The sequence below is a fragment of the Vreelandella hamiltonii genome (assembly GCF_014651795.1).
In the GTDB taxonomy this organism is placed as follows: domain Bacteria; phylum Pseudomonadota; class Gammaproteobacteria; order Pseudomonadales; family Halomonadaceae; genus Vreelandella; species Vreelandella hamiltonii.
This window is the reverse complement of the sequence record NZ_BMXO01000015.1, coordinates 11,764-32,421: the sequence shown is the minus strand read 5'-3', so window position 1 is coordinate 32,421 and position 20,658 is coordinate 11,764. Positions and strand designations below refer to the sequence as shown.

General features: G+C 61.8%; 23 protein-coding genes. 5 read left to right on the top strand and 18 right to left on the bottom strand.

The features are described 5' to 3' along the window. Window positions 1-14: 14 nt before the first annotated feature. From IE061_RS14235 to leuC, 13 genes are all read right to left on the bottom strand, one after another. Complete coding sequence (locus tag IE061_RS14235; RefSeq protein WP_039179928.1) at window positions 15-563, bottom strand: CvpA family protein; 549 nt, start codon at window positions 561-563, stop codon at window positions 15-17. Between the two features lie 2 nt (window positions 564-565). Beyond that, window positions 566-1,249, bottom strand: a complete 684-nt coding sequence (locus tag IE061_RS14230) for an SPOR domain-containing protein (protein ID WP_096922867.1) — start codon at window positions 1,247-1,249, stop codon at window positions 566-568. A gap of 17 nt (window positions 1,250-1,266) precedes the next feature. Further along, entirely contained in the window at window positions 1,267-2,562 is a 1,296-nt protein-coding gene (folC, locus tag IE061_RS14225) for a bifunctional tetrahydrofolate synthase/dihydrofolate synthase (RefSeq protein ID WP_096922866.1), read from the bottom strand. Beyond that, complete coding sequence (accD, locus tag IE061_RS14220; RefSeq protein ID WP_039179919.1) at window positions 2,555-3,556, bottom strand: acetyl-CoA carboxylase, carboxyltransferase subunit beta; 1,002 nt, start codon at window positions 3,554-3,556, stop codon at window positions 2,555-2,557. The genes folC and accD overlap by 8 nt, the downstream gene beginning before the upstream one ends. A 95-nt stretch (window positions 3,557-3,651) precedes the next feature. Then, window positions 3,652-4,455, bottom strand: coding sequence for a tryptophan synthase subunit alpha (trpA, locus tag IE061_RS14215; protein WP_039179916.1), 804 nt, complete (start codon window positions 4,453-4,455; stop codon window positions 3,652-3,654). Window positions 4,456-4,463: 8 nt separating this feature from the next. Continuing rightward, a complete protein-coding gene (trpB, locus tag IE061_RS14210) occupies window positions 4,464-5,702 on the bottom strand; it encodes a tryptophan synthase subunit beta (protein WP_039179913.1) in 1,239 nt (412 codons plus the stop codon). Window positions 5,703-5,774: 72 nt separating this feature from the next. Next, window positions 5,775-6,407 (bottom strand): phosphoribosylanthranilate isomerase, encoded by a 633-nt coding sequence (locus tag IE061_RS14205; RefSeq protein WP_193461889.1) that lies wholly within the window; start codon window positions 6,405-6,407, stop codon window positions 5,775-5,777. Next, window positions 6,404-7,342: a tRNA pseudouridine(38-40) synthase TruA gene (gene truA, locus IE061_RS14200; protein ID WP_096922864.1), complete on the bottom strand. Its 939-nt coding sequence runs from the start codon at window positions 7,340-7,342 to the stop codon at window positions 6,404-6,406. The genes IE061_RS14205 and truA overlap by 4 nt, the downstream gene beginning before the upstream one ends. Window positions 7,343-7,351: 9 nt before the next feature. Next, complete coding sequence (locus IE061_RS14195; protein ID WP_193461888.1) at window positions 7,352-9,397, bottom strand: FimV/HubP family polar landmark protein; 2,046 nt, start codon at window positions 9,395-9,397, stop codon at window positions 7,352-7,354. Between the two features lie 195 nt (window positions 9,398-9,592). Then, a complete protein-coding gene (asd, locus tag IE061_RS14190) occupies window positions 9,593-10,705 on the bottom strand; it encodes an aspartate-semialdehyde dehydrogenase (protein ID WP_039179900.1) in 1,113 nt (370 codons plus the stop codon). Window positions 10,706-10,865: 160 nt separating this feature from the next. Next, window positions 10,866-11,951: a 3-isopropylmalate dehydrogenase gene (leuB, locus tag IE061_RS14185; protein ID WP_039179899.1), complete on the bottom strand. Its 1,086-nt coding sequence runs from the start codon at window positions 11,949-11,951 to the stop codon at window positions 10,866-10,868. A gap of 30 nt (window positions 11,952-11,981) precedes the next feature. Next, window positions 11,982-12,629 (bottom strand): 3-isopropylmalate dehydratase small subunit, encoded by a 648-nt coding sequence (gene leuD, locus IE061_RS14180; RefSeq protein WP_096922861.1) that lies wholly within the window; start codon window positions 12,627-12,629, stop codon window positions 11,982-11,984. A 3-nt stretch (window positions 12,630-12,632) separates the two neighbouring features. After that, window positions 12,633-14,084 carry a 3-isopropylmalate dehydratase large subunit gene (gene leuC / locus IE061_RS14175; RefSeq protein WP_096922860.1) on the bottom strand — a complete coding sequence of 484 codons (1,452 nt, stop codon included), beginning with the start codon at window positions 14,082-14,084 and terminating at the stop codon, window positions 12,633-12,635. 169 nt (window positions 14,085-14,253) lie between these two features. Between leuC and IE061_RS14170 the strand changes: the two genes are divergently transcribed. Then, entirely contained in the window at window positions 14,254-15,138 is an 885-nt protein-coding gene (locus IE061_RS14170; protein ID WP_096922859.1) for a LysR family transcriptional regulator, read from the top strand. A 98-nt stretch (window positions 15,139-15,236) separates the two neighbouring features. Here the strand turns inward: IE061_RS14170 and IE061_RS14165 are convergent, their stop codons facing one another. Next, window positions 15,237-16,097, bottom strand: a complete 861-nt coding sequence (locus IE061_RS14165) for an SDR family oxidoreductase (protein ID WP_193461887.1) — start codon at window positions 16,095-16,097, stop codon at window positions 15,237-15,239. 91 nt (window positions 16,098-16,188) lie between these two features. Between IE061_RS14165 and IE061_RS14160 the strand changes: the two genes are divergently transcribed. Further along, window positions 16,189-16,599 carry a winged helix-turn-helix transcriptional regulator gene (locus IE061_RS14160; protein ID WP_144983219.1) on the top strand — a complete coding sequence of 137 codons (411 nt, stop codon included), beginning with the start codon at window positions 16,189-16,191 and terminating at the stop codon, window positions 16,597-16,599. Here IE061_RS14160 and IE061_RS14155 read toward each other — a convergent pair. Beyond that, entirely contained in the window at window positions 16,596-17,279 is a 684-nt protein-coding gene (locus IE061_RS14155) for an NAD(P)H-binding protein (protein ID WP_193461886.1), read from the bottom strand. The two genes, IE061_RS14160 and IE061_RS14155, sit on opposite strands and share 4 nt — an antisense overlap. 107 nt (window positions 17,280-17,386) lie before the next feature. On the opposite strand from IE061_RS14155, the gene IE061_RS14150 reads away from it, so the two are divergent. Next, window positions 17,387-17,608, top strand: a complete 222-nt coding sequence (locus tag IE061_RS14150) for a TA system antitoxin ParD family protein (RefSeq protein ID WP_016914058.1) — start codon at window positions 17,387-17,389, stop codon at window positions 17,606-17,608. Further along, window positions 17,601-17,888 (top strand): type II toxin-antitoxin system RelE/ParE family toxin, encoded by a 288-nt coding sequence (locus IE061_RS14145; RefSeq protein WP_193461915.1) that lies wholly within the window; start codon window positions 17,601-17,603, stop codon window positions 17,886-17,888. Before IE061_RS14150 ends, IE061_RS14145 begins: the two co-directional genes overlap by 8 nt. A 109-nt stretch (window positions 17,889-17,997) precedes the next feature. Here the strand turns inward: IE061_RS14145 and IE061_RS14140 are convergent, their stop codons facing one another. The 3 genes from IE061_RS14140 to IE061_RS14130 all read right to left on the bottom strand — a co-directional run bounded on the left by IE061_RS14140 (window position 17,998) and on the right by IE061_RS14130 (window position 19,581). Then, on the bottom strand, window positions 17,998-18,408 hold the full coding sequence (locus IE061_RS14140; RefSeq protein WP_193461885.1) for a thiol-disulfide oxidoreductase DCC family protein: 411 nt from the start codon (window positions 18,406-18,408) through the stop codon (window positions 17,998-18,000). Window positions 18,409-18,459: 51 nt separating this feature from the next. Next, the gene (locus IE061_RS14135) at window positions 18,460-18,981 is read right to left on the bottom strand and encodes a GNAT family N-acetyltransferase (protein WP_193461884.1); all 522 of its coding nucleotides are present in this window, start codon (window positions 18,979-18,981) and stop codon (window positions 18,460-18,462) included. Between the two features lie 78 nt (window positions 18,982-19,059). After that, complete coding sequence (locus IE061_RS14130; RefSeq protein WP_039179868.1) at window positions 19,060-19,581, bottom strand: DMT family transporter; 522 nt, start codon at window positions 19,579-19,581, stop codon at window positions 19,060-19,062. 95 nt (window positions 19,582-19,676) lie between these two features. Here IE061_RS14130 and IE061_RS14125 point away from each other — a divergent pair, with 95 nt between their 5' ends. After that, complete coding sequence (locus IE061_RS14125; protein WP_193461883.1) at window positions 19,677-20,588, top strand: LysR family transcriptional regulator; 912 nt, start codon at window positions 19,677-19,679, stop codon at window positions 20,586-20,588. Window positions 20,589-20,658 lie beyond the last annotated feature (70 nt).

The following is a 20,658-nucleotide window of genomic DNA, read 5'->3' as shown; positions in this document are numbered from 1 at the left end:
CATCCACCGCTCGGCTATTGCTGAACGGGTACGCGCAATTCGGGGAGCGAGACATCGCGCAGCGACGCCGGTGGCGTCGGCAGCTCACGCTCCCACTGGTCCAGTTGGCTCACGGCCCAGTCCCGCAACTCGATGAAGGTGGGGCGCAGCGAGGCTTCCTGCCATGCCTGAAGGTCTGCCAAGGGTGTCAAGGTGATCAGCACGGTCACCACCAGCAGGATGACCGCGCCACGGGCAAGCCCGAACGCAGCGCCCGCAAAGCGGTTCAACAGCCCCATGCCCACCCACTCCACGGCGGCGTGAACGATGCGTATCACGATGCCGCACAGCAGAATCACCGCAAAGATGACCAGCGCAAAGGCCAGCACCAGGCGAGCATCGAAACTCTCGATGAAGCCGGCCATCAGCTCGGCCACCGGCTCGGCCAGCACCCGCGCCACCATCAGCGCGACGACCCAGGCAGCCAGCCCCAGCGATTCACGCACGAAGCCCCGTACGAACCCTGCCAGCATCGATAGCGCCAGCACGGCCAGAAAAACGGCATCAATCCATGTCAGCGCCATGATCAGTCTCTTACCCGCACCAGCAGGCCTTGAACATTGGCGCGCTCTTTCACCAGCGCCAACGCCGCCTCGCCATCTTCCGAAGAGCCGTACGGGCCCACCAGCACGGTGGTGAGGTTGTTGTCACGCGGGCGCTGGAAAACGCGAAAACCTTGATTGGTAAGTTGGTCGCTGATTCGCTGGGCATTGGCGGCATCGCCAAAACTGCCTACCTGAACGGCCCATTCGCCCTGCTGCTGAGCCTGGGGAGCAGAACCATTGCTGCTGCCGCTGCTACTGCTGCCACGGTTCTGGTTAGCGGCCACCAGCTCGGCAATCGGGTCATTGGCGGGAGCGGGCGTCGGTTCGCTGCGCGGCGCTTCGGCGGGTGCCGCTGGCGGAGGCGTCTCAGCGGGCGCACTGGCAACGGCCCCGGTCTGCGGTTCCAGCGGCACGACCTCGATGGGCTCGTCCACTACCTCGGCATTTTCCAGCGGCTCGAGGGGAGACGGCGCGTTGATGGAAGCAGGCATCTCGGGCACAGGAACGTCCTGACGCACCACGTTCACCGGCTGTTCGATCACGAAGGTGGGCTGCGGACGCTCCTCCCGGGGAGCCGGGTCACTCATCAACCACGGCACGATGATCGCCAGCACGGCCAGCAGAATCACGAGACCGCTAATGCGTTCCGTTTTACCGTATTTCATATCCCTCTCCCTCCAGCTTAACGTGCCTGCGGCGATGCTTGAGGCAGTGACATCGCCAGTAGCGCTGCCACGGTAAAGAATGACCCCGTTGCCAATACCCGATCCTCTGGCGTCAGCCGTCGAGCCAGCCACTCTGCCCCGGCCTGCGGAGAATCGGCGCAATGATACACGCGCCCACCCAGCGACGTAATACGCTCGGCAAGCTCGCTGGCCAAGCGGCCACGTTCGCCTTCCAGGCTGACGCAGACCCAGTCACGGATACGCGGCAACAATGCCTCGATCACACCGTCGGCATCCTTGTCATTGAGCATGCCAAGCAGCCCCCACTGGCGACCACCGGCAGGCGGCGCGGGAAGCCTGCGCGCCAGATAGCTGGCCGCATGCGGATTATGCCCCACGTCCAGGCACCACTGCCCGCTCCACTGCATGCGCCCCGGCAGCGTCACCGTGGCCAGCGCTTCACTGACCGGCCGCACCTTCAACGGCACGCCTGCCAGCGCCAGCGCCTGCAGCGCCGTCGCCGCGTTGTCGATGGGCAAGCCTGGGTCGGGCAGCGCGTCAAGGGAAAGAGTATCCCCTTCACGGTTGAGCCCATGCCAGCACCAAGGAGTTCCTGGCGGCTCGTCACCCGCGCTATGGCTGAAACCCACGCCCAGCACGTAGCTGGGCGCAGCCACGGCAATGGCCGTGTCCAGCACGCTCGTGGGCAGCGTCAAGCTTCCCAGCACGGCGGGTTTCAGGGGGCGAAAGATACCTGCTTTTTCGCGGCCGATCTGAGCCAGATCGGTCCCCAGGAAATTGGCATGATCCAGCGCGATGGTGGTCACGATGGCCACATCGGCATCGATGATGTTGACGGCATCCAGCCGCCCGCCCAGCCCTACCTCCAATACCGCCAGATCCAGCTCGGCATTGGCCAGACACCAGAGCGCACACAGAGTGCCCGCCTCGAAGTAGGTCAGGCTGATGGCGGGCGCTTCCAGGCGAGCATCCTCCACCTGAATGAAGCCTTCGACCAGGGTTTGGTCACTGGCTTCGCGCCCTTCCAGTGTGACACGCTCGTTATAGCGCAGCAGATGAGGAGACGTGTAGGTACCGGTGCGCAGGCCATGCGCCCGCGCCACCGCATCGATCATGGCAAGGGTCGAGCCCTTGCCATTGGTGCCTGCCACGGTAATCACCTGGCGGGCCAGGGGGCGGTCCAGCAGCCCCATGCGCCGGGCCACCTGCGACACCCGCTCCAGGCCCATGTCGATGCCTACCGGATGCAGCGTCTCAAGATGATTCAGCCATTCGGCTAACGTGCTAGGCATTGCGCGACGCGTCATCGCTCGCAGGCTTGGCAGGCTCTGCCTGAGCGCTGCTTTCTGCGGCATCGGCCAGCGCTGCTTCATCCACCACTGGCTCCGCGATCTCGGCATCGACTTCCGGCTCACCGCTGACGTGCAGTGGGTTCTGATGGGTCAGTTTGCGCAGCACACCACCGACACGCGCACGCATGTCATGACGATGTACGATCATGTCGACCGTGCCGTGTTCGAGCAGAAACTCGCTGCGCTGGAAACCTTCCGGCAGCGTTTCGCGCACGGTCTGTTCGATGACACGAGGGCCTGCAAAACCGATCAGTGCGTTGGGTTCGGCAATGTTCAGGTCACCCAGCATGGCCAGCGACGCGGAAACGCCACCAAACACCGGGTCGGTCAGCACGGAAATATAGGGGACGCCCGCCTGCTTGAGCTTCTCCAGTGCTGCCGAGGTCTTGGCCATCTGCATCAGCGAGAACAGCGCTTCCTGCATCCGCGCGCCACCCGAGGCAGCAAAGCAGATCAGCGGAATACCCTCGTCCAGCGCAATGGTGGCCGCGCGCACGAACTTTTCGCCGACCACGGCACCCATGGAGCCGCCCATGAAGGTGAACTCGAAGGCCACGGCCACGACCGGCAGGCCATCCAGCTCGCCACGCATGGCAACCAGCGCGTCTTTTTCACCGGTCTCTTTCTGGGCAGCCGTCAGGCGGTCCTTGTACTTCTTGGAGTCGCGGAACTTGAGGCGGTCATTGGGCTCGATCTCGGCCCCCACCTCTTCGCGCCCCTGCTTGTCCAGGAACCAGTCAAGGCGCTTGCGGGCGGTCAGACGCAAGTGATGGTCACACTTGGGACAGACGCTGTGGTGCTTTTCCAGCTCCGGCAGGTACAGCACCGCCTCGCATTTGGGACATTTACGCCAGAGGCCATCGGGCACGCTGGCACGACGGTCCTTCCGCTGGATACGCCCCATGGAGGGCACGATCTTGTCTAACCAGCTCATATCAAAAAGGCTTCCGTATACGTCAACGCTTGGCCAAGCCAAGCTTGATGAGTGTCGTCAATTCAAGATTCAGTGTAGACGATGAGAGGATGCACTCAGGCATCCATGGCGGTCCGCATTTCAGCCAACACGCTCTTCAACTGTCCGGCGATGGTTTCAGGGGCATCCACGCTGTCCGCAATGCGGTTGACCAGCGCGCTGCCGACGATCACGCCATCGGCGACTTTCGCCACCTCGGCGGCCGTCACCCCATCGCGAATGCCGAACCCAACGCACAGCGGCAAATCGGTCATGTCACGCAGCGGCGCCAGGTGTTCAGCGACATCGGCTGCGTTCAATGTGGCCGCCCCGGTCACGCCTTTGAGCGACACATAGTAAAGATACCCCTCACCGTGGGCGCATATTGTAGCGGCACGGGCATGGGAAGTGGTAGGCGCAACCAGGAAAATCGCTGCCAGGCCGCGCGCTTTGAGCAGCGGGCCGAACTCGTCCGCCTCTTCCGGCGGCATGTCCACCACCAGCACGCCGTCCACACCGACGCTGGCGGCTTTATCGGCAAAGGCCGTATAACCGATGCGTTCGATAGGATTCAGGTAGCCCATCAGCACGATGGGGGTCTGGGTATCGGTCTGGCGAAACTCGGCCACCATGTCCAGCAGGTCCACCAGCCGGGTGCCCTGCTTCAGAGCCCGCTCGCAGGCCTTCTGAATGACCGGGCCATCCGCCATCGGGTCGGAGAACGGCACGCCAAGCTCGATCACATCGGCCCCGGCATCCACCAGGGCGTGCATGAAGCCTACCGTGTACTGGGGCGCAGGGTCCCCGGCGGTGATGTAAGGGATCAGAGCCTTGCGGCCCTGCTGCTTCAATTCGGAAAAACGCTGGTCGATTCGATTCATGCTAGCCCTTAAAACTCGATGCCGTCGATGTTAGCCACGGTCATGATGTCCTTGTCACCACGCCCTGAAAGGTTCACCACGATATGCTGATCAGGCCGCATGGTGGGCGCCAGCACTTTGGCATGGGCCAAGGCATGGGCAGACTCCAGCGCAGGCATGATGCCCTCCATGCGGGTCAGCTCGCGGAACGCTTCCAGCACCTGCTGGTCGTTGGCGGCCACGTACTGCACGCGACCGGCGTCTTTCCACAGCGCGTGCTCGGGGCCAACGCCAGGATAATCGAGGCCTGCCGAGATGGAGTGAGTGTCCATCACCTGGCCCGCTTCGTCGGACATCAGGTAGGTGCGGTTGCCGTGCAGTACGCCACGCGGTGCATTGGAAGACAGCGGCGCGGCGTGGCGGCCGGTTTCCACCCCGTCGCCCCCTGCCTCGACACCGTACATGGCCACGGCGTCATCTTCGACGAACGGGTAGAACAGGCCAATGGCATTGGAGCCACCGCCCACGCACGCTACCAGCGCATCCGGCAAGCGGCCGATCTGCTCCAGCGACTGGCGGCGCGCCTCGCGCCCCACCACCGCATTGAAATCGCGCACCAGCAGCGGGTACGGGTGCGGCCCGGCCACGGTACCGATGATGTAGAAGGTGTTGTCCACGTTGGTGACCCAGTCACGCAACGCCTCGTTCATGGCGTCCTTGAGCGTGCGGGTGCCGGACTCCACCGGAATGACCCGCGCGCCCAGCAGCCGCATGCGGTACACGTTCAGCTTCTGGCGCTGGACATCGGCGGCGCCCATGTAGACATCGCACTCCAGCCCCAGTCGCGCGGCAACCGTGGCCGTGGCCACACCGTGCTGACCCGCGCCGGTTTCAGCGATGACCCGAGGCTTGCCGGTCTTCTTGGCCAGCAGCGCCTGACCGATGGTGTTGTTCACCTTGTGGGCGCCGGTATGGTTGAGGTCTTCGCGCTTCAACCAGATTTGTGCGCCACCCAGTGAGTTGGACCAGCGCTCGGCGTGATACAGCGGCGAGGGGCGCCCCACATAGTGCGCCAGGTCGCGGTCGAACTCCGCCTGAAAGGCCGGGTCGTCGCGCAGGCTGAAGTAGGTCTGCTCCAGCTCTTCAAGAGCGTAACTCAGGGTTTCCGACACGAACCGGCCGCCATAGGGGCCAAAGTGACCACGGGCATCCGGCATTCGGGTCAGGTCGCTGAACTTGGTTTCAGTTGCTGAGACTGTCACAGGCATACCTCACAGGATCGCCAGAAAGGCAAAGATGAATGAATACATAAAGGCGGAAGAAGGGTTTCACGCCCCTCGTCAGCGCTGATCGGCCCGCCCGACCTGAGCCACGAAGTCGGCCATTCGCCGAGCATCCTTTTGGCCTGGGGCGGCTTCGATTCCCCCTGATACATCAACCGCATAGGGAGCCACCTGCGCCACCGCGGTGGCAATGTTCTCGACCGTCAGCCCACCCGCCAGAATAACAGGTTTTTGCAGGGCTGCGGGGATTCTAGACCAGTCGAAGGTTTCTCCGGTTCCGCCAGGCACGCCCGGTCGGTAGGCGTCCAGCAGCAGTGCCTGGGCAGCCGCGTACTGCTGCGCTGCCTGATGCAGGTCGAGGTCGTCACGCATGCGCAGCGCCTTGATCCAGGGGCGATCGAACTGGGCGCAAAAATCAGCGGGCTCGTCACCGTGGAACTGGATCAGATCCAGGTGCGGCAAACACGCCTCCACCAGCGCCACGTCAGGGTTGACGAACAGCCCCACCCGCGTCACGAAAGCCGGTACCGGTGTTGCCAGCGCCGCCAACGCATCAGGGTCGATACCCCGCGCGCTCTTGGGCCACATGACGAACCCCAGCGCATCGACTCCCAGCGCCACGGCCTGGGCCACGTCTTCGTGGCGAGTAAAGCCACAAAACTTGATACGCGTGCGACCAGGTGCGGTCATGAGGCGCTCTCCTGCTGTTCAGGGCTGGCTTGCTGGGTAAAGGTGAGCTGGCGCCGGGCGGCCACTCTGGGCGTCTCCGGCAGCACTCGCTCGCCAGTCCACTCGCCGGTGAAGGCCAGCAGATTGGGCCCCAGCGGCTCCTTGGGGATCTCGAAACGTTCGTCGTAGAGGGAGTCGACGAAATGCAGACCGCAGGCAGGCGCCGTGACATCGCCCTTCTGGCGATTCTTCATCGCCAGCAGGCGGGCGATATGCCCTTCGTCCTGCGCCCCCCGGCCAACGCTGGCCAGCGCTCCGGCAATGTTACGGATCATGTGATGCAGGAAGGCATTGCCTTGGATATCGATCACCACCAGCGGGCCGTAACGCTTCACTTCGACGAAGTGCATCTGGCGCCAGGGGGATTTCGACTGGCAGCCCGCCGCGCGGAAGCTGCTGAAATCGTGCTCGCCCACCAGCACCTGGGCCGCACGATGCATGGCATCGGCATCCAGCGGGTCGCGACACCAGGTGACGTTGTGGCGCTCCATGACCGGGCGGCTGATCTGATTCAGAAAGATGTAGCGGTAACGGCGTGCCAGCGCGCCAAGGCGCGAATGAAAATCGTCGGATACCGGCTTCACCCAACGCACCGCCACGTCTCGGGGCAGATTGGTATTGGAGCCGAAGATCCACGCTTTTTCAGTGCGCTGTACCGGCGGGTCGAAGTGAATCACTTGGCGCGTGGCGTGCACACCGGAATCGGTGCGGCCGCTGGCGTAGATATGCACGGGCGCCCCCGCCACCTTGCCCAGCGCATCTTCGATGGCCTGTTGCACGGAGGCGGCATGCTTCAGGCGCTGAAAGCCACAAAAACGTGTGCCGTCATATTCGACGCCCATGGCCAGTCGGCCAGCCAGCGGTTGTGTTTCATCAAAGTGGTAGAACAGCGTCATCAAGCCACGTCATTTGGAGGATTTGGAAGAGTCACTATTATCCCGACGTCGCGGCTCGAATGCCACCTCTTCGATTTCCCACTCCTCTTCAGGGGTATAGCGGGTGCGCAGCGGCGCAGCGTCCGCGTTTCCTGACAAGGAGGTCTCGGCCTCGTCTGGCTCGTTGGCCTGCAACGAGGGCGGATGATAATCGATATAGTGCGCCCGATGATCGTCCGGCACCGGTTGCGCAGGCGCCTGGGGCGTCGACGGCTCCGCAGCATCCTCCTCCCGTTCCGGCGAAGCGTCGGGCGCGGTCTGATTCACTCCGGCGGGCGTCGGCTCGACGAGCGCTGGCTCTTCCAGCGCCAGCGGCGGCCGCGGCGCTGGCTCTTCGACGGGCTCGGGGGTGTCCAGGAAAGCCGCTTCCAGGGCGGCTTCGTCTTCATCGACAGTGGATTCGACTTCTTCTTCGCTTGAACTCCACTCTGGGGAACTGGCTTGCGAAGATGGCTCCTCCAAGGAGCTATGTTCACCAGGCCCTTGAGCAACAGGCTCTTGAGCAACAGGCTCTTGGACAGCAAGCTCGTCGGTCACCGGCTCGTCAGCTGCAGACACCTGCTCATAGCGCTCGGCTACCTGTGGCGGCGCTTTCGGGATATCGAAAGGCGGCGGCTCGGCAAGGGGCGGCTCCGCCAGAGGCGCGCCAGCGGTGCCGGTGCTTTCCATGACTGGCTCGGCGCGCCGTGGGGGCGTTTCCACGGCAGCGGCGGGCGCTGGCACGTCCTCCCACTGGCGCTCGCGGCGTTTGCGTGACCACACCAGCGCCCCCAGCAACAGCGCCAGGGCGGCACTGGCCAGCGGCCATTGATAGGCCTCCAGCCGTGCGATCACCCCCGGCCCGGACGCTCGCGCACCAGCCGCCTGACCCGCGCTGGCCGCCATGGCTTCTGCCGCGGCCAGGGCACGCTGGGTTTCCTGTTGAGATGCCTGTAGCGCCTCCGTCAACGAGGCCACCTCCTGACGCAGCGCGGCCATTTCCGCCCGCATCAGATCACGCTCTTCGAGGACGGTTTGCAGCATGGCCTGGCTTTCGCGCAGCTGTTCTGCCAGGTCGTTGAGGGTCAGCCCTGCCAGCTCGCTCTCTATCTCGCCCTCTGTCTCGCCCTCTGTATCGCCCTCGGCATTACCCTCGGCCAATGGGCCTTCTGGCGCGCCCTGTGGCAACTGCTCGCTCGCGGCCAGCGCCTCGTCGGCCAGCACCGGCTCCTCGCCTGACGATGGCGCCGCCGCCGTTTGGCGCATGGCCTGCACCGCCTGGGATGCCTGGCTGGGGCTACGTGCCATGATTTGCTCGCGACCTGGCACCACCAGGGTTTGCCCAGCGCGAAGTTCATCCGGGTTGCCGGAAGGAAACGCCGACGGGTTGGCTTCGACCAGGGCCAGCATCATCTGCTGGACGCTGACCTCGGCGGGCTTGACCCGCGCCGCCACGCCCCACAATGAATCGCCGCTGGCCACATAGGCCGTTCCGCCAGGCGCCTGGGCCGCACTGGCCACGGATGCGGACGATGGCGATGGCGATGGCGATGGTGAAGAAGAGACTGACTGTGGCAGGGCTTGTGCAGCCGTCGCGGACGGGCTGACATTGCTGACCGGTGTCGCCACCGGCGCACTGGCGGCGCTCTCCGGCAGATCGAACAGTAGCGTGAACGCCTCGGCGCTACGCCCCTCGGGGCCGCTGATGGTCAACAGCAGATCCAGCCAGGGTTCCAGCACCTCCTGCTCGGTGCGCAGCACCACCCGAGCACCGCCGGGCAGGCGCTCGATCTCGGCGCGCACGCTGGCCGCCAGCGGGGTCCACTCCAGCCCCTGGGCGGTAAAGGCCGCTTCGTCAGCGACCTCCACCCGTAACTCGCCCAGCGCAGCCTCGGAGACATCCACGATGGGTGCGGAGGCATTCAGCGGTGCCTGCAGCGGTGAGTTGACCGTCACCTGCCCCAGCCCCACGGCCAGCGCCAACGGGCTTACCGCACCTAGCGGCAGCCATGACAACCATGCCAGCTTGTTTTTCATTACGGCCCCTACTGCCTGCGATTCCCTGCGTTACATTGTGCCGAGACGTTCACCCATCACAATGACTTAATTCGTTTTTATCATAACGTATTTAACATGCCGCTTGGGCCAATGCACCCTCGACACGCCTGACGGGCAAAAAAATGGGAAGCTGCGAACAGCTTCCCACTGGTTTACCTGACGACCGGCGCTGGATTACTGCTCGCGCAGGATCTTCAGCATGCGCTTGAGCGGCTCGGCGGCCCCCCACAGCAGCTGGTCACCCACGCTGAAGGCCGAGAGGTATTCACCGCCCATGTTCAGCTTGCGCAGCCGACCTACCGGCACTTGCAGCGTACCCGTGGCTGCTGCCGGGGTCAGGCCTGCCACGGTGGCTTCCTTGTCGTTGGGAATCAGGCGAACCCACTCGTTGTGCTTGGCAATGCGCTCTTCGATCTCGTCCAGCGGCACATCCTGCTTCAGCTTGATGGTGAACGCTTGGCTGTGGGAGCGCATGGCACCGATACGCACGCAAAGCCCATCGATGGGAATCGGGTTGTTCTGCAGACCCAGAATCTTGTTGGTCTCGACGCTGCCCTTCCACTCTTCGCGGCTCTGGCCGCTCTCCAGCTTGGTGTCGATCCACGGCAGCAGGCTGCCCGCCAGCGGCGCAGTGAAGTTTTCCGTGGGGAAGTCGCCGCCACGCATGGCCGCAGTGACCTTGCGGTCGATATCCAGAATGGCGCTGGCCGGGTCGGCCAATTCGCTGGCCACGCTATCACGCAGGTGACCCATCTGGTTGAGCAGCTCGCGCATGTGCTTGGCACCGGAGCCGGACGCCGCCTGATAGGTCATGGAGGTCATCCACTCGACCATATCGGCCTCGAACAGGCCGCCCAGGCCCATCAGCATCAGGCTGACGGTGCAGTTGCCGCCCACGAAGGTTTTGGCACCTTTCGCCAGTTGCGCATCGATGACCTTGCGGTTCACCGGGTCGAGGATGATGGTGGCTTCGTCTTCCATCCGCAGGGTGCTGGCGGCATCGATCCAGTAGCCTTGCCAACCGCCGCTGCGCAGGTCGCCGTAGACCTTCTTGGTGTAGTCACCGCCCTGACAGGTAATGATCACGTCCAGCGCTTTCAGGTCATCCAGTGCAAACGCATCTTTCAGCGGAGGCACGTCCACGCCGATGTCGGGGCCGGGCTGGCCAACTTGAGAAGTGGTGAAAAAGATCGGCTCGATACCGTTGAAATCACCATCTTCCTGCATGCGCTGCATCAGCACAGAGCCCACCATGCCACGCCATCCCACGAAACCGACTTTCAACATGTGAAGTCCTCCAACCAAGAATGAGATAAGTATTATACACAAATATCCGACACGACGTCGGCCACCCCTTGGGGCAGCCGACGTTGGTTGCTTTGCGATGAGTCGAAGCGAATCAACCCATTAGCAGGCTTTCTTTTTGCCCATGCTCTTTTTGCAAGCCTTAGGCTGAGCGTTGTGCAAAGGCCGCCAGCACCGCATCGCCCATCTCCACCGTGGAGACCCGACGGGTACCTTCGGAAGCGATATCCGCCGTGCGCAGGCCGTCGTCCAGCACGCTGCCCACTGCCGCTTCGATGCGCTCGGCCATGGCGGGCTCATTGAGCGAGTAGCGCAGCATCATGGCCACCGAGAGCATCATGGCTAGCGGGTTGGCGACGTTCTGGCCTGCGATGTCCGGCGCGCTGCCGTGGCAAGGCTCGTACATGCCCTGCCCGCTCTCGTTGAGCGATGCAGAAGGCAGCATGCCGATGGAGCCGGTCAGCATGGCGGCGGCATCGGAGAGAATGTCGCCAAACATGTTGCCGGTGACCACCACATCGAACTGCTTCGGTGCACGCACCAGCTGCATGGCGGCGTTGTCCACGTACATGTGCGACAGCTCTACATCCGGGTATTCCGGTGCCAGCCGCTCCATGACCTCACGCCACAGAATCGTCACTTCCAGCACGTTGGCCTTGTCCACCGAGCAAAGCTTCTTGCCGCGCTTCTGGGCCATCTCGAAGGCGACACGACCAATGCGCTCGATTTCGCTTTCAGAGTAGATATAGGTATTGAAGCCGACCCGCTCGCCGTCGCGCACTTCGATACCCCGGGGCTGGCCGAAGTAGATGCCGCCGGTGAGTTCACGCACGATCATGATATCCAGCCCGGCCACCAGCTCGGGCTTCAAGCTGGAAGCGCTGGCCAGCTGCGGATAGAGCATGGCCGGGCGCAGATTGCCAAACAGGCCCAAGTTCTTGCGCAGGCCCAGCAAGCCCTTCTCAGGACGCTTGGAGAGGTCTTCGATCTTGTCCCATTTGGGGCCGCCCACGGCACCCAGCAGAATCGCGCTGGCAGCCTTGGCTTTTTCCAACGTTTCGGCGGGCAGCGGCTCGCCGTGTACGTCGTAGGCCGAGCCGCCCACCAGGCCCTCTTCCACGTCGATGTCCAGGCCAGCATCCTGGCAGGCTTTCAACAAACGCGCCGCCTGGGCGGCAATTTCCGGGCCGATACCATCACCGGGCAGCAGTAACACCTTATGAGTCATGCTCAATCCTTAGCACAAAAAATGGAAGACTTACGCGGGCTGACGGAACAGCCACGGGCGCTGCTGACGATGCTGCGCTTCGAAGCTGCGAATGGCCTCTTCGTCTTGCAGGGTAATGCCGATATCGTCCAGGCCGTTCAGCAGGCAGTGCTTGCGGAATTCATCGACCTCGAATTCCAGAATCTCGCCGCTGGGCGTGATCACGCGCTGGTGCTCCAGGTCGACGTCCAGCTGGTAGCCTTCGTTGGCCTCCACCTCGGCAAACAGGCGATCCACCTGCTCTTCGGCCAGCGTCACCAGCAGGATGCCGTTCTTGAACGCGTTGTTGTAGAAGATATCGGCAAAGCTGGGGGCAATCACTACCTTGAAGCCAAAATCTTCCAGCGCCCAGGGCGCGTGCTCGCGGGAGCTGCCGCAGCCAAAGTTACGCCGTGCCAGCAGCACCTCGGCGCCTTTGAAGCGCGGCTGGTTCAACACGAAATCCGGATTCAGCGGGCGCTGGGAGCAGTCCTGACCGGGTTGGCCTTCGTCCAGGTAGCGCAGCTCATCGAACAGGTTCACGCCAAAGCCGGTCCGCTTGATGGACTTCAGGAACTGCTTCGGAATGATCAAATCGGTATCGACATTGGCACGGTCCAGTGGCGCGACGATGCCTTCAAAACGTTCGAACTTTTTCATGGCTCAGGCCTCCTGGGCGTGGGTGGCATCGTTGGCAGGCAAGGTACGGACATCGACGAAGTGGCCAGCAATGGCGGCCGCAGCGGCCATGGCCGGGCTCACCAGGTGCGTACGCCCGCCGTACCCCTGACGACCTTCGAAGTTACGGTTGGAGGTCGAGGCGCAGTGCTCGCCAGCGCCCAGCTTGTCGGCATTCATGGCCAGACACATGGAGCAACCCGGCTCGCGCCACTCGAAGCCCGCTTCGATGAAGATCTTGTCGAGGCCTTCGGCTTCCGCCTGGCGCTTCACCAGGCCAGAACCCGGCACCACCATGGCCAGCTTGATGGTATCGGCTACCTTGTTGCCCTTGGCCACCTTGGCGGCTTCACGCAGGTCTTCGATACGCGAGTTGGTGCAGGAGCCGATGAACACCTTGTCCAGCTTGATATCGGTAATTTTCTGGTTGGCCTGCAGGCCCATGTACTCCAGCGCGCGGGAGTGGCTGCGCTGGACGGTTTCGTCATCGGCGGCCTGGGGGTCGGGCACCTGACCGGAAATACCGGTGACCATTTCGGGGCTGGTGCCCCAGCTTACCTGAGGCTCGATCTCTTCGGCCTTCAGGGTGACCACTTTATCGAAGTGGGCATCGGCATCAGAGACCAGCAGACGCCAGTCGGCCACGGCGGCTTCCCACTGCTCGGCGGTGGGCGCAAAGGGGCGCTCGGCGAGGTAATCGATGGTGGTGTCGTCGACCGCAATCAGCCCCACTCGGGCACCCGCTTCGATGGCCATGTTGCACACGGTCATGCGGCCTTCCATGGAGAGCGATTCGATGGCGCTTCCAGCAAACTCGATGGCATAGCCGGTGCCGCCGGCGGTACCAATCTTGCCGATGATGGCCAGCACCACGTCCTTGGCGGTCACGCCCAGACCCAGCTCGCCTTCCACGCGCACCTGCATGTTCTTCATCTTCTGCGCCAGCAAACACTGGGTAGCCAGCACGTGTTCCACTTCCGAAGTGCCAATACCATGGGCCAGCGCGGCAAAGGCGCCGTGGGTGGCGGTATGCGAGTCGCCGCACACCACGGTCATGCCGGGCAGTGTGGCACCCTGCTCGGGGCCCACCACGTGCACGATGCCCTGGCGGGGGTCGTTGATCTTGAATTCTTCGATACCGAAGGCCTGGCAGTTGTCGTCCAGGGTCTGCACCTGAATCAACGAGACCGGGTCCTTGATGCCGCTGTTGCCCTCGGCACGCTCTTTCACAGTGGTAGGCACGTTGTGATCGGGGGTGGCCAGGTTGGCATCCAGACGCCAGGGCTTGCGGTTGGCCAGACGCAGGCCTTCAAACGCCTGGGGCGAGGTCACTTCGTGGAGCAGTTGGCGGTCGATGTAGATCAGCGCTGTGCCGTCATCGCGCTGCTTGACCAAGTGCTGGTTCCAGAGTTTGTCGTAAAGGGTTTGACCTGACATGTGGCTCTCCTGGGTAGTGCCCTGCTAGTCGTGTTGGCGGCTTCTACGGGCCGCTCTTGTCGCGGGCGTCATGGACGATGACCCGAGTGTTACCCGACTCGCACATAAAAGCAATTCATGTTATTCATACTTTAGATTCCAAACAGGAATAGATGACCAGGGAGCCGCCGTGGACACCCAAAGCCTGCAAGCCTTTCTTGCCGTGGCGCAAACCCAAAGCTTCTCCCGCGCCGCCGAGCAGCTTCACCTCACGCAGCCAGCGGTGAGTAAGCGCATTGCCACGCTGGAAGAGCTGCTGGGCACGCGGCTTTTCGACCGTATCGGGCGAAAAATCACCCTCACCGAGGCGGGCAACCTGCTGCTGCCCCGCGCCCAGCGTATCCTGTTCACCGTGGACGACAGCCGCCGCGCACTGGCCAACCTTTCCGGCCAGGTGGGCGGCAAGCTCACCCTGGCCACCAGCCACCACATCGGCCTGCACCGGCTGCCGCCGCTGCTCAAGCTCTACACCCAGCGCCATCCGGAAGTGGCCCTCGACCTGCACTTCCTGGACTCCGAGCTTGCCTATCAGGGCGTGGTGGATGGCACCCTGGAAATGGCCATCGTCACCCTGGCGCCCCACCCGGTGGAGCAGCTGCAGGTGGTCGAACTCTGGCGCGACCGGCTCTGCTTCGTCTGCGCCAAAGACCACCCGCTGGCCCAGCGCAGCCGCACCCAGGCCACGCTGAGCCTGGCCGAACTGTGCGAGGTGAACTGCGTGATGCCTGGAGCCAAGACCTTCACTCACACCCTGATCGGCCAGCGCTTCCAGGCCGCCGGCCTGACCCTGCCGGTCAGCATGTCCACCAACTACCTGGAAACCCTGAAGATGATGTGCAGCGTCGGGCTAGGCTGGAGCCTGCTGCCGGAAAGCATGCTCGACAGCGAACTGGTCGAGCTACCGGTGGATACCGCCCCCATCCACCGCCCGTTGGGTTATCTGGTGCACCACAACCGCACGCTCTCCAACGCAGCGCGCAGGATGATCGAAGCGCTGGAGAATGCCCGCGAGTGATGGCCTGGTAGCGGGGGCAACGTCAGAAACGAAACTGGCCCACGCCTCTACAAGCGTGGGCCAGCGCCACAGAAGCCCTGCCTCAATACAGGCATGTATTACCGTGATGACGACAGCGCCTGTTTGACAGCCTCCTCCAGCGTCAGCGTGGGCCTACCCAGCAACTGGCTCAACTGACGGCCCTCATCCAACAGGGCCCCTTTGGCCACTCCCCTATCGGCGTCTGCCAATAAGCTAGCGAACTCCTTCGGCAGCCCCGCCTGCTGCAAAGCACTTACGTAGTCGGCCTCACTCACGTTGATGTAATCGACGCGCTGCCCGCTTTGCCGCGCGATAACGGCTGCCAGCTCGCCCAGCGTATACGCGCTGTCACCAGCCAACTCATACACGGGCTCCCTGTGCTGATCGCTGGCAAGCACGATGGCCGCTGCTTCGGCGTAATCAGCCCGCCCAGCCGAGGCAATCCGCCCCTCGTCGGCACAGCCAAACAAGGCACCCTGGGCGACCGCCCCAGGAGCTCCCTGCGTATAATTTTCGGTGTACCAGCCGTTGCGCAGCAGCACATAAGGAACACCAGAGGCATGAATCAGTGCCTCGGTCTCACGGTGCTCCTGCGCTAGACCAAGCGGCGACGAATCGGCATGCAGTAGGCTGGTATACGCCAATAGTGCCACGCCCTGACGCTTCGCAGCCTCGATGACCGCCCGATGCTGATTGACACGCTGGCCAATCTCGCTAGACGAGATCAGCAGCACCTTTTCGGCTCCTTGCAAAGCCGCTTGCCAGCTATCGGGGTCATCGTAATTGGCTTGACGTACGTGTACGCCTAGCTCGGCCAGCGGCTGGGCTTTTTCCACATTCCGCACGGCGGCCACAATGTGCTCGGCAGGCACGCGCTTCAATAGCGCATCAATCACCAAGCGGCCTAGCTGTCCGGTAGCACCCGTTACTACGATCATGTTTTCACCCTCATTCATCTGCAATGGTTGGTGAAACGAAGCGTACCCTTTAAACTAACTTTTAGTAAGTACGCACAAAAAGGTAAGTACCATGACCCGTCACCCAACGCCCCCTTCTCAAAGCGCCAGCCATGGAGCACTCGCCAATGCCATGCGCCGTGGCGAAGTACTCGCAAAAGCCTGCCCATCGCGGCAGATTTTGAAACACGTGACCAGCCAGTGGGGGGTTTTAGTGCTGCTGGTGTTGATGAAAGGCACCCACCGCTTCAGCGAACTGCGTCGCAAGATCGAGGGAGTCAGTGAGAAAATGCTGGCACAAACGCTTCAGCAACTGGAAGAAGATGGCCTGGTCGCACGCTATGCGCGTCCCGTTGTGCCGCCGCATGTGGAGTATTCATTAACGTCGCCAGGCAAAGAGCTGGGGCAGCACATCGAAGCGCTAACCGATTGGATCGAACACAACCTGCCTACACTGCTTGCTGCAAGCCGAAAGCCTGACTAGCTACCCATGCTCAAGCGATGCAGGGCCGCATTACTTTGCACGATGGAGGGCGTGACCTCCTCCAGCGCCACCTTGACCATGCCCGCTGCCACGGCCTCTACCGAAATAGGCCTCAGGGTAAGCGGTAGCCACCGCACTGCGGGTGCCAGCACCGCGCTCGCCCACGTCTCTGCCAAGCGTCCATCCTGCGGCCGCCCCAACAACAGCGAGGGCCGAGCAAAGAACACACAGGGCAACCCCAGCGCCTGAATATCCCGCTCCACTTCGCCTTTCACGCGGTTATAAAATATCGACGAGCGAGCATTGGCACCGTGCGTCGTCACCACGGCCAACCGGCTCACCCCCGCCGCTTTGCAGGCACGGGCAAACGCCAGCACCAACCCATGATCCACGCGACGAAACGCCGCTTTACTCCCTGCCTGCTTTTTCGTGGTGCCCAGCGCTACAAACGCCATGGCCCCAGCGGGCACCAGCTCGGCAACCTCAGCTTCCAACCGTTCGAAATCCAGCAGCACAGGCTTAAGCCTGGAAGCGTTCGCGTGGGGAAATTCACGGGCAATATCCAGCTCGCGGCGGGTCAAGACAATGACGCTCTCCACCTCATCGCGCTGAGAAAGCTGAGTCACGAGGTGCTGGCCAATGGCGCCAGTGGCACCAAGAACGATGGCGGTGGTGGGCATGATTGACCTCTTGAAAATGTGAACGTCTGGTCAAGCCAGTACGCAGCAGTTTGCTACTGGTGTAGCGTCACGCTACAATTTTTTAAGTCCAACGACAGGAGTGACTGATGTCTACTGCAAGCATACGCTTAGATAAAGAACTGGTGGATAAAGCGGCCATCATGGCAAGGGCTTTACACCGTACAACACCCAAGCAAATAGAACACTGGGCAAAAATCGGCGAGATGATGGAAGACAACCCCGATTTGCCCTACGACTTTGTCCGCCAAGCCATCATCGCACAGGCAGAACGTGATGCTGGAAAGCTGGAGGCCTACGATTTTGATTAGCGCTACCAGCGTATTACAAACGCCTTCCTTCAAGAAAGCGGTCAAAAAACTCAAGCCAAATCAAAAAAAAGACCTGGACTCCGTCATCAGGCAGTTAATGGCCGACCCCTATATGGGAGAAGAGAAGAAAGGCGACCTGGCTTTACTGCGAGTACACAAGTTCAAAATGAACAAGCAACTGCCCCTCCTGGGTTATAGCTTCCATGAGGGTGTTCTTGTGCTTGAGCTGATGGCACTGGGCTCACACGAAAACTTCTACCGCGATATCAAACGACAGTAGCGCGTGGTAACGAGCGATTAGCGAGGCACCCGCGAGGCCGCGCCACCGAGAGAAAAGGTAAGCAACCCACGCCTCACCATCACCTGACTGAATACACCCGCCTCACGAATCAGGTATCAACCCCCACAAACCGCGACTTCACCTCTGCTGACGGCACCATACAGGCATCTTTCTTACCAAAGAGCCGATAGCGATGCCGCGCGAACAATTTATAAGCCGCGTCCCTGATCGGCCTGGTCACTCTCTTGAGCGCATAACACAGCCGCCAAGGCCCTTTCAGATCTTTGGCGATCTCAAGGGCGGCATCCGAGAGCACATAACACTCACCCTCCTTGATCAGCACCAGGGTGTCCGTGCCCACATCGGGGACGTTGAAGCGCTCCGTCAGCTCCTGGGCCAACTCACTCTGCATCGGGGTGAAGGCAAAGACACCCTCTGGATCTCGCTGGATGATGAAATTCACCGCGCCGTTGCAGAAGTTGCACACACCATCGAATATCACGATATGCCGATTATCCATAGGCTCCTGAAAAAAGAAGGCGTTCGTTCGACATGGGTAGGTTGCCTGACACTACGGGCAACGGCGCACCATTACAATCCGCTGCATCGGGTCGGGAAGCGCTGCCCGCTGTTCTCGCAAGATAGCGCAGAGCTCTGCACCGCACTCTTCTTCCGGGTGCTTCACAAAACCATGCTTCTCGTAGAAGGGCTTATTCCATGGCAAATGCGCATAGGTGGTAAGCCAGAGGGGCCGATGATCGCTCCATGAAATAGCGTGATGAACCAGCATGCTACCTATCCCTTGCTGCATATGGCCCGTGCGTACGGAAAGTTGATCCAGATAAGGCTCTCCATCAACGTCACCGAGGATCATGAAACCGACAGGCCTATTGCCAGTGTCAGCGGCCACCAGGGCAAGCCCGCGTTCAATGGCAAGAGCCCACCGCTGCTGTTCGGATACCACAAAAGGATGCCCCTGCTCGATATCGATGTCGAGCCCAGCACGAACGAACAGCTGGCCCGCATCATCGTCGATGGCTACCAGCGCCCCCAACTCATGATCGTGAGCTGTACGCAGCGTTACTCCGTTCATGATGCCGCTCCTTGACTGTTCGAGCGCTATTGGGTGGACCTATTGGATGGATAAGGTTAACCAAAATGCCTAGCCGCTTCATGAGGAAACGTTGCCCGTCACCACCTGTCCAGCACTTTGTCGAGGTGGCGTCGTGGTCGGTGAGAACCACAGCACCGTCACCATGCCCGCCAATACCAGCGCCACTCCCAACACACGCCCCATGCTGAGCTCTCTGACAGGCAAGTTCATCCAGCCGTGGTAATCCAGCAGCTGCGATGCGATCAACTGCCCTGCAATCACACACACCATGAAGCTGGTGGCTCCCACTCGCGGCACCAGTATCAGCGCCGACGTCACATAGATAGCGCCTGCCACGCCGCCCAGCCATGCCCAAGCGGGAAGGTGCCTGGTAGCCCCGAGAACAGGAGGCGCTGCCTGCATCGCCAGCGCAATGGGGATAACGACCAGAATACTCACCATCAGAGAGACCAGTGTCGCCCAAAGAGGATGGCCCAGCGCTCGGCCCAATTCGGCGTTGCTACCTGCTTGAAACGGCACCAAAGCGCCCGCGATAACCGCCACTGCCGCCAGTGCCACTACGCTGAAAAATGAGTTCATGCCAAGACTCCTGATACATCTGTAAGGTGCCTTTTATCTTGTATAATTCATTTCAAGAATTGAAATTCCTTTTTTTATTTTCAACTATTCGAGCTATGAATAATTTAAGACGCATCGATCTCAACCTGCTGGTTACCCTACACGCGCTACTGGTGGAAAAGCATGTCTCGCGAGCAGCACGCCGCTTACATAAAAGCCAACCTGCCGTGAGCCATGCACTCGCCCACCTGCGTGCCATCTTTGACGACCCGCTGCTGGTGCGACGAACAGGCAAACTGGAGCTCACTTCTCGCGCCAGCGAGCTGCTACCGGCATTGACGGAAGCGCTGCATCAGCTCGGCGCACTGCTCGACCAGCCCGCCTTCGACCCCGCCCAGGCAAAGCGGGTGTTTCGGCTGACCATGTCGGACTATGGCTCTCGGGTAATTCTGCCGGGCTTGGTACAGCGCTTGCGCTCCGACGCCCCGGGGGTCGAGCTTCAAGTCGCGCAAGGCAGCCGAGCCTCGATGCTGGCAGGGGTCCATGATGGAGAGATCGACATGGCGTTTGGCGTGTTCCCGTCGCCCCTTTCCGATGAATTGCGCACCCATACGCTCTTCATCGAACACTTCGTTTGTGCGGCGGATAAAAACACACTGCCCAGCACAGGCAGCCTGGATAAAACGGCGTGGCTTTCGAGGCCCCACGTGCTGGTGGCCATGCACAGCAGTGAAAGCAACGAGATAGAGAACGCGCTGCATCGCGAAGGCGTCACCCGCCGGGTCGCCATCACTTTGCCCCACTGGGGCGCCGCCAGCCGTGTGGTGGCCAACACCGACCTGATCGTGACAACCGCCCAGCGCAGCTTCGATCTATTTCTGGAAGACTCACCGCTGCAGCTCTTCGCGCCCCCTTACCCCATCGACCCGTTTGCATACGACATGGTCTGGCACTCACGGCGAGAAAGCGATCCCGGGCACAACTGGCTAAGGCAAACGATCATTGAAATACTGCGAGAAAGCGCGTGATATGAGCGCATCGCCTCACGACGATGCTACCCGCTACCCAAGGTAATACACCCGTAGCGCGTGGTAACGA

Excerpts from the sequence above, each read along its gene's own strand:
- IE061_RS14235 (WP_039179928.1), bottom strand. The coding sequence starts at position 563 with ATGGCGCTGACATGGATTGATGCCGTTTTTCTGGCCGTGCTGGCGCTA.
- IE061_RS14230 (WP_096922867.1), bottom strand. The coding sequence starts at position 1,249 with ATGAAATACGGTAAAACGGAACGCATTAGCGGTCTCGTGATTCTGCTG.
- folC (WP_096922866.1), bottom strand. The coding sequence starts at position 2,562 with ATGCCTAGCACGTTAGCCGAATGGCTGAATCATCTTGAGACGCTGCAT.
- accD (WP_039179919.1), bottom strand. The coding sequence starts at position 3,556 with ATGAGCTGGTTAGACAAGATCGTGCCCTCCATGGGGCGTATCCAGCGG.
- trpA (WP_039179916.1), bottom strand. The coding sequence starts at position 4,455 with ATGAATCGAATCGACCAGCGTTTTTCCGAATTGAAGCAGCAGGGCCGC.
- trpB (WP_039179913.1), bottom strand. The coding sequence starts at position 5,702 with ATGCCTGTGACAGTCTCAGCAACTGAAACCAAGTTCAGCGACCTGACC.
- IE061_RS14205 (WP_193461889.1), bottom strand. The coding sequence starts at position 6,407 with ATGACCGCACCTGGTCGCACGCGTATCAAGTTTTGTGGCTTTACTCGC.
- truA (WP_096922864.1), bottom strand. The coding sequence starts at position 7,342 with ATGACGCTGTTCTACCACTTTGATGAAACACAACCGCTGGCTGGCCGA.
- IE061_RS14195 (WP_193461888.1), bottom strand. The coding sequence starts at position 9,397 with ATGAAAAACAAGCTGGCATGGTTGTCATGGCTGCCGCTAGGTGCGGTA.
- asd (WP_039179900.1), bottom strand. The coding sequence starts at position 10,705 with ATGTTGAAAGTCGGTTTCGTGGGATGGCGTGGCATGGTGGGCTCTGTG.
- leuB (WP_039179899.1), bottom strand. The coding sequence starts at position 11,951 with ATGACTCATAAGGTGTTACTGCTGCCCGGTGATGGTATCGGCCCGGAA.
- leuD (WP_096922861.1), bottom strand. The coding sequence starts at position 12,629 with ATGAAAAAGTTCGAACGTTTTGAAGGCATCGTCGCGCCACTGGACCGT.
- leuC (WP_096922860.1), bottom strand. The coding sequence starts at position 14,084 with ATGTCAGGTCAAACCCTTTACGACAAACTCTGGAACCAGCACTTGGTC.
- IE061_RS14165 (WP_193461887.1), bottom strand. The coding sequence starts at position 16,097 with ATGATCGTAGTAACGGGTGCTACCGGACAGCTAGGCCGCTTGGTGATT.
- IE061_RS14160 (WP_144983219.1), top strand. The coding sequence starts at position 16,189 with ATGACCCGTCACCCAACGCCCCCTTCTCAAAGCGCCAGCCATGGAGCA.
- IE061_RS14155 (WP_193461886.1), bottom strand. The coding sequence starts at position 17,279 with ATGCCCACCACCGCCATCGTTCTTGGTGCCACTGGCGCCATTGGCCAG.
- IE061_RS14150 (WP_016914058.1), top strand. The coding sequence starts at position 17,387 with ATGTCTACTGCAAGCATACGCTTAGATAAAGAACTGGTGGATAAAGCG.
- IE061_RS14140 (WP_193461885.1), bottom strand. The coding sequence starts at position 18,408 with ATGGATAATCGGCATATCGTGATATTCGATGGTGTGTGCAACTTCTGC.
- IE061_RS14135 (WP_193461884.1), bottom strand. The coding sequence starts at position 18,981 with ATGAACGGAGTAACGCTGCGTACAGCTCACGATCATGAGTTGGGGGCG.
- IE061_RS14130 (WP_039179868.1), bottom strand. The coding sequence starts at position 19,581 with ATGAACTCATTTTTCAGCGTAGTGGCACTGGCGGCAGTGGCGGTTATC.
- IE061_RS14125 (WP_193461883.1), top strand. The coding sequence starts at position 19,677 with ATGAATAATTTAAGACGCATCGATCTCAACCTGCTGGTTACCCTACAC.